General features: G+C 39.4%; 5 protein-coding genes and 2 pseudogenes. 6 read left to right on the forward strand and 1 reads right to left on the reverse strand.

Going from position 1 to position 6070, the window contains the following annotated elements; all coding sequences use genetic code 11:
• The 6 genes and pseudogenes from AAEY97_RS20910 to AAEY97_RS20935 form a co-directional block, all read left to right on the forward strand.
• Positions 1 to 888, forward strand: a pseudogene (locus AAEY97_RS20910) (hypothetical protein); the annotation flags it as partial.
• Positions 885 to 1190, forward strand: coding sequence for a hypothetical protein (locus AAEY97_RS20915; protein ID WP_192114783.1), 306 nt, complete (start codon positions 885 to 887; stop codon positions 1188 to 1190). The pseudogene AAEY97_RS20910 and the gene AAEY97_RS20915, both read left to right, overlap by 4 nt.
• Positions 1191 to 1345: 155 nt before the next feature.
• The gene (locus AAEY97_RS20920) at positions 1346 to 1546 is read left to right on the forward strand and encodes a hypothetical protein (RefSeq protein ID WP_351001236.1); all 201 of its coding nucleotides are present in this window, start codon (positions 1346 to 1348) and stop codon (positions 1544 to 1546) included.
• 242 nt (positions 1547 to 1788) lie between these two features.
• On the forward strand, positions 1789 to 3189 hold the full coding sequence (locus AAEY97_RS20925; protein WP_351001238.1) for a site-specific integrase: 1401 nt from the start codon (positions 1789 to 1791) through the stop codon (positions 3187 to 3189).
• Positions 3190 to 4011: 822 nt separating this feature from the next.
• A complete protein-coding gene (locus tag AAEY97_RS20930) occupies positions 4012 to 4311 on the forward strand; it encodes a hypothetical protein (protein ID WP_351001241.1) in 300 nt (99 codons plus the stop codon).
• A gap of 98 nt (positions 4312 to 4409) precedes the next feature.
• Positions 4410 to 4838 (forward strand): hypothetical protein, encoded by a 429-nt coding sequence (locus tag AAEY97_RS20935; protein WP_351001244.1) that lies wholly within the window; start codon positions 4410 to 4412, stop codon positions 4836 to 4838.
• Positions 4839 to 5701: 863 nt separating this feature from the next.
• Here the strand turns inward: AAEY97_RS20935 and AAEY97_RS21610 are convergent.
• Positions 5702 to 5993: pseudogene (locus AAEY97_RS21610) on the reverse strand (helicase-related protein); the annotation flags it as partial.
• Positions 5994 to 6070: the final 77 nt, after the last annotated feature.

The following is a 6070-nucleotide window of genomic DNA, read 5'->3' on the forward strand; positions in this document are numbered from 1 at the left end:
GACCCTTTTTTGCAGTTCCCAGAGAATAGCCAGAGCGCTAACCCGTATTCGTATATTTTGAATAACCCGATGAGTGGGGTTGACCCAACAGGGTATAGATCTGAAGAATTAGACGAGGTTATATCAGGTAAGGCGTTTGAGAAGCTTGAGAAAGATGAAAGTGGGAATCTCTATGTGACAGCTGATGGGGAAACTTATAAATTAACTTCAGTTTCAAATGGCGAGAAGAACTTTTCCATATCATTTGACGGTAACGGTGGCGGTACCGCACAGGTTGGTAAAACTACAGGAACCGTTAGCCTACATAAAGGAAATAGTAGTACCAGTGGAAAATCTTGGAACAAATCTGAAGCATCATCAATAGCTGACAAGTATGGCGAAGGCACAGGCTCACCAGAGCTAGAATCTGCAATTGCCAGCCTTGATAGTGACCCCAACGATTTGGGGCAAACGGCACATGTAGGTAGAGCTCAAGAAAGAAACATGCTTGAGTCGATTGAAGAGGGAAGTTACCTAAGGGTCACGGGTGATGCCGCTGCTGAAGCTGTTATGATTGCTGCCCCTATCCCTATGCTAGGCGCTGGAAAAGCAGGTTACCAGATTTACAAGGCATCAAGAGCAACGAAAGGGCTGATAACCCCAGAAAAGTTTTTTGGAGGGTTGACCCATAAGCAAGCTGAAAAGGTGTTAATGAGGAAGTTTGGCAGCCCTAGGGGAGGAGGGTCAAGTAACAAGTCATTTTTTAACAGTAAAACCAAGCGGACTTATAACTTACATCAAGACCCGCTTCACAGAGGTGGTAAACCTCACATAGATATTAGAAAAAGAGGTTTGCCAACGAATTATTACAAAGATAAACCTTTCTTCTTAAATGGTGGGGCGCCATGAATTTAAACGACAAGAAAAATGAACTTATATGCTTATTAAAAGCGTATAGTTGCGGCAAGTTAGACGTGGTCAAGCTTGACGAATTTTCATGGGAGATTATTGATTATTTCACTGAAAATCCTGATAGCTCCTTGCCAGTTAAAGAAAGTAATGAGCGTACTTTCTGGTTTGCAATATGGAGCATCCAGCACCTCGCAGGTGAAGATGAATCACTAGCTAAGAGAGAGTTAGCCAAAGCCCTGAGCTATTTAACAGGGGACTCAGTATTACCTCAAGGTAGCGCAGGAAAAAGACCGACCTAACCCAAAACCCTTTTAGTGGTTATAATATGATGCTGCTACGTAAAAGTGGTGGCATCATCACAGTTACATACCTACTTCATCATTACTAGCAATCTTCATCACCGTATAAATCTTTCCAGTTTTGAGCTATAATCTCGAAAGTTATGGAGAGCCGAATGAGTAATATCAGCAACTTAGAAGATTATCAAAAACCCACCCCAAACACCGAAAACTCGAAAGTTACCAATACCCGCAAATATAAAGATGTTTGTGAACGTGAGTGTCTAACATCATCAGAGATTGAACGCATCAGCAAGACAGCGAAGTCCATTATTTATCTTAGCTATAGCGCCATGGATAAAAGCAATTTGAATTGACAATTTTTCATTTCAATCATAAAGTCAATCTTAGTTAGCAATTGCAGAATTTGAAGATATAAAAATCTGCAACCAAATGAATTTAAACGACTATTTTAACTATTTAATTCGAGAGTCTGGGTTCAAATTCCTATCCCTCCGCCACATTCTAAAGTGAAAAAGCCATTGATAATCAATGGCTTTTTTGCTTTCTAGCATTTGAAAAATCATATTCTCAGACCCAAAACGGATGACTGAGACATATGTACCTATTTCGAGCCACAAATTGTACCTATTACACCCGCATGGTATTGCCTGCTTATCTGCGTGATAAAGGCTTCGCTGCCGACATCAAAGTATCTTTACTCACTAAACAGCGCTCAATCGCGATAGGCCGTAATCTTGTCGTTGCGGGTATCTTACGGCCATTAATCAGCAACTTAACACCACAATCACAGCCAGATGCGTTTAAAGCACAGGTGAATCAATTGATTAATGATGCCCGTGCAGACTTTATTGGGGTAACAGATACGCTTGATGATAAGGCTAAGCCAGTGCGGGAAATCATTCAGTTTATTCCCACTCGACCAACACAATTAGCACATAATAGTGCGACATATGACAATTATCCCTTACCAACAAACTTGGCATTCTCAAAAAGTTCGGATAGTAAAAAACAAACAAATTCAGTCGCTAACGTCACATTAACGGATGCACTGATTAAGTTTATAGCGTCTAAACAAAAGCAGTCTGTCTCAGTCTTAACGGTAAAGCAGCTAAATCAACGTATAGGCCACTTTATTGAAAGAACCCACCTAGATGATGTATTCGACATTACCAGCGCTGAGGCGATGGAATACAAGGATTGCTTGCTCGAAGAAGGGCGAAGCCATAAAAGTAATAAAGACTACTTAGCCGCGGTGTCGCAATTCTTCAAGTGGTGTAAATTAATGCGCTACACCAGCGCCAACCCGTTTGATGAAGTGAAACTGTCAAAGCCAAGTAACCAAGCTGGGCATGATTTAGCGCGTCAGCGCTGGCAACCAGAGCAACTAAAACACGTACTGCAATCACAAGACTTTATTGATAAACACCCTGACTTTAAATGGATAACACTATTGATGCTGTATCACGGTTTACGACCTTCTGAAGCCTGTCAGCTACACAGTAATGATATAACCACCATCGATGGCACCACCGTCATCCACGTCACCAATGAGGGCATGAGCCAACAACTTAAGACTGCACAGTCAAAACGAACCGTTCCGCTACATCAAAAGCTCATTGAGTTTGGTTTTATTGATTTCGTTCAAACCATTACTGACCGAACATCAAAAACCAGTCAATTAACAAGCAGCCCGTTATTTCATTACCAACCTAGTAGTGATGGCATTTGGTCACATAAGTTCTGCCGTGAATTTGGCAAATTACTCGACCAACTTCACTTTATTGCAGGTAAACGACCTACAGCCTATTCATTCCGTCACACCTTTATTGATGAGCTTAAACAACTGCAAATAGAAGAATCGATGGTGGCACAGATTGTTGGACACGTTTATCACAACATCACCTATGGACGATACGGTAAGCAATATGATGTGAAAACACTCAAACCTGTGGTGGATAAAGTCAGTTACACATTGAATTTATTTCTACCAGTATAAAAAGTGGGATTATATGAGAGGATTTTTGCTGAAAAGATCAACCGTAGAGGGTTAATCATGACAACAGTCAGTAAATCCTGAGTGACTTTATACGCCAAAATTTGCTCTCACAGAACCAATAATCAGCCTGAGAAATGATGAAACCTACCAGCGGCATCATTTCTCCGCAGCACTTATCAAATCCTACGGGAGTAAATCGATAATAAATCTTGTTGAGAAATCGAATTTTCGCGTTAATTTCGCGTTAATTTCGCGTAACTTTTCACGTAAAAAGTGCAATTTAAATCACTTCGCACTCAGTGAGTGCGAAGCCAAAGCAGCCCACTTATTAAGTGGGACTACAGCGAAACCCGGTACGCTCCTATCCCACTTTTGTTCCAAAAGGTCTGATAGGAGCTACGGGCAAGGGGAGAACCCCTTAACCCCAACAGCCACATGCTGCGCATGTGAAAAAATCAAAAGAGTGAAAGATAAAATCAGCATGAACACTCTTATGTGGCATGTACTGATTTTATGTACAGTTGTAATGAGATTTTATCGATTTACGATTTAAAATCGTTCTTTAGTTGTGTCGTATTAAAAATAGAACAATCGTAATTATATGATATTAATGCCTTTAATTTTTCTGGCGGTGACCACAAACTCTACTTTAAGCACAACCTCGGTTTGTTTTTGTCAGTTAGGCACAATTAATTGCTTTACTTCAATAAGATAGCAAATGTAGGATGTTATTAATCAATAAGTTAAGGGACTGGCTTTACAGCGTAAGCCCTTCAATAAGCGTTATGTTTTTCTGGAGTCTGCTTGAGGCATTTAAGTCCCATGTATAAATCACCTGAACATTTGCTAAGAGCAACTGTTAAATGCATGGACAAAAATGAAGTCAGAGTTTTGCTTTCGCGATTGTTAGGTGCTGAGTACAGTGCTCACAAGATTAAAAACAACAAACGGTTAAATGCTTACTTTTTGCGCCTTAAGTGGAAGCGCATAAAAGTTGCGAAGCACTATGAATTGATTGGCGGTATCATCGACCCAATCGCGAAACAGTGGGCACTACCAAAGGGTAAAAAATGGCCTGGAACAATCGCACTAATCAAAGACAGGGTGCAAATAAAAACATAACAAGGCGCAGCACTCGCGGCCTGCGGCCGCTGGGATGCCAACCGCTGCGCGGTCGTCACCCGTGTGCTTTGCGTTATACATGCTATAGGAAGTGAATCTTGAAGTTCATAACGTTACTAATTGTGTTGAATGCGCTCTTTGCTACACCATCTTACTCATTAGAAGTAGAGTCAGGGCTTGTTAGTCTGGATCCGAACACTGGTATTCAGTTTATAAAGGCAACAAACTCAGTAACCAAAGACAGAATAATTTCTGGTTCAGAAACCGCTTTTGGCTTCTATATTAAGCTAAATGACAACGCCCCTCATCTTCTGAAAACAAAAATTTTTGAATTAAAAGCTGATGGTTCAAAAGCACTCAATCTTGAGTTTGAACCTAGAATTATTCAAGCCACACCTGATATTGTGGATAGGAGGTATTTTCGTTTTACACAATGGGATCTAGTTGATAAACCTGGTGTTTTTGAGTTTCAAATATTTTGGGATGAAATTGAGTTAGAGAAAATAAAGTTTACAGTAACGGATTAAATGTATTACAAACAGCTGAATTGAGATTCTCCAAGGCTGTCACGCCTATTGCAGAGCAATTCGCCCGCCTGCACTCACTTATTAGTAGGGCGTTTATCATTGACAATTTAACCGATAAATATTTAAATGTCATATATCGACTACGAATGTTCACTATCTGAGATGTGACTTTTCGATTAGTAATTGATTATAATGAATTTTAGTTTTATTTTGTGGCTGATTGCTTGGGTTCAAATCTCTACCCCCTTCGTCACATAAAGAAATTAATATTTATAATTACTGATCCTTAACATTGAGGAACTCGTTTAAAGGGTTTAATTAGCCCGTGAGCTTTATTATTCTCCCAATAACGTTTACTGAACATGTATTTATAGCCATGAATATAACTTCATTTTGGCAGCTAGAGCTAACACGCTTCTGTCCAAAACGTGTTTGGTTTAACTATAATATGTATCAAAAAATTATTAGTTCCGATTCTAAAACAACCTATCAATATTAATAAAATGTGTAGACACTTTGGGGGAAAATCATCTGATGCATTAGGGAACTATTTTATTAATGATAAGTATTCAAAAATAATTGAAAAATGAATATATAATTATTCAAAATTAGTTCTTAGAATGGCGAATCGAACGTGGACACTACTTTTTCTCTAAATCCTCCTAAAAGCTCAAAAGACTGAGATACTAAACCTATAGCATTCTTAGGTGTGACTATCTCCAGTGTATCGACTTGCAAGGGCTTTTTATTAAAGCTACTTCCAACTTCTAGTTTGCTAGTATCTCTAGGTGAAATGTTATCTTTCATAACTTCATCTTTATCTAACGATATAGCTTCTGACGGACTAACATTGACGGGGGGACTAAATATTACAGGCATATCCGGTATTTCTTCTGCTATACGATTTGCAAATTCGACAAGCTTCGGCTCTGCAAAAGTGAATAGCCACGCTTGTTGGTCAACAGATGTGGTCATTCGTAAAATACGGCCTAATACTTGCCTAAAATAGAGCTCAGTTTTAACTCTACTGAGGTGACAACATACTTGCAAACGTGGAATATCCGTTCCCTCACTTATCATCCCAACACTGACTATCCAGTTGATCGAACTGTTCCGAAATTCATTTATTCTATGTGAAGGTTCATTTTCTTTATACGGTAAGCGGTAAATAAACCCCACATCCTCAATCAATAAAATATTTGTCATAGTACCTCACCAATTTAAGGAGGCAC

The organism is Shewanella sp. TB7-MNA-CIBAN-0143, from assembly GCF_040310065.1.
Lineage (GTDB): Bacteria > Pseudomonadota > Gammaproteobacteria > Enterobacterales > Shewanellaceae > Shewanella.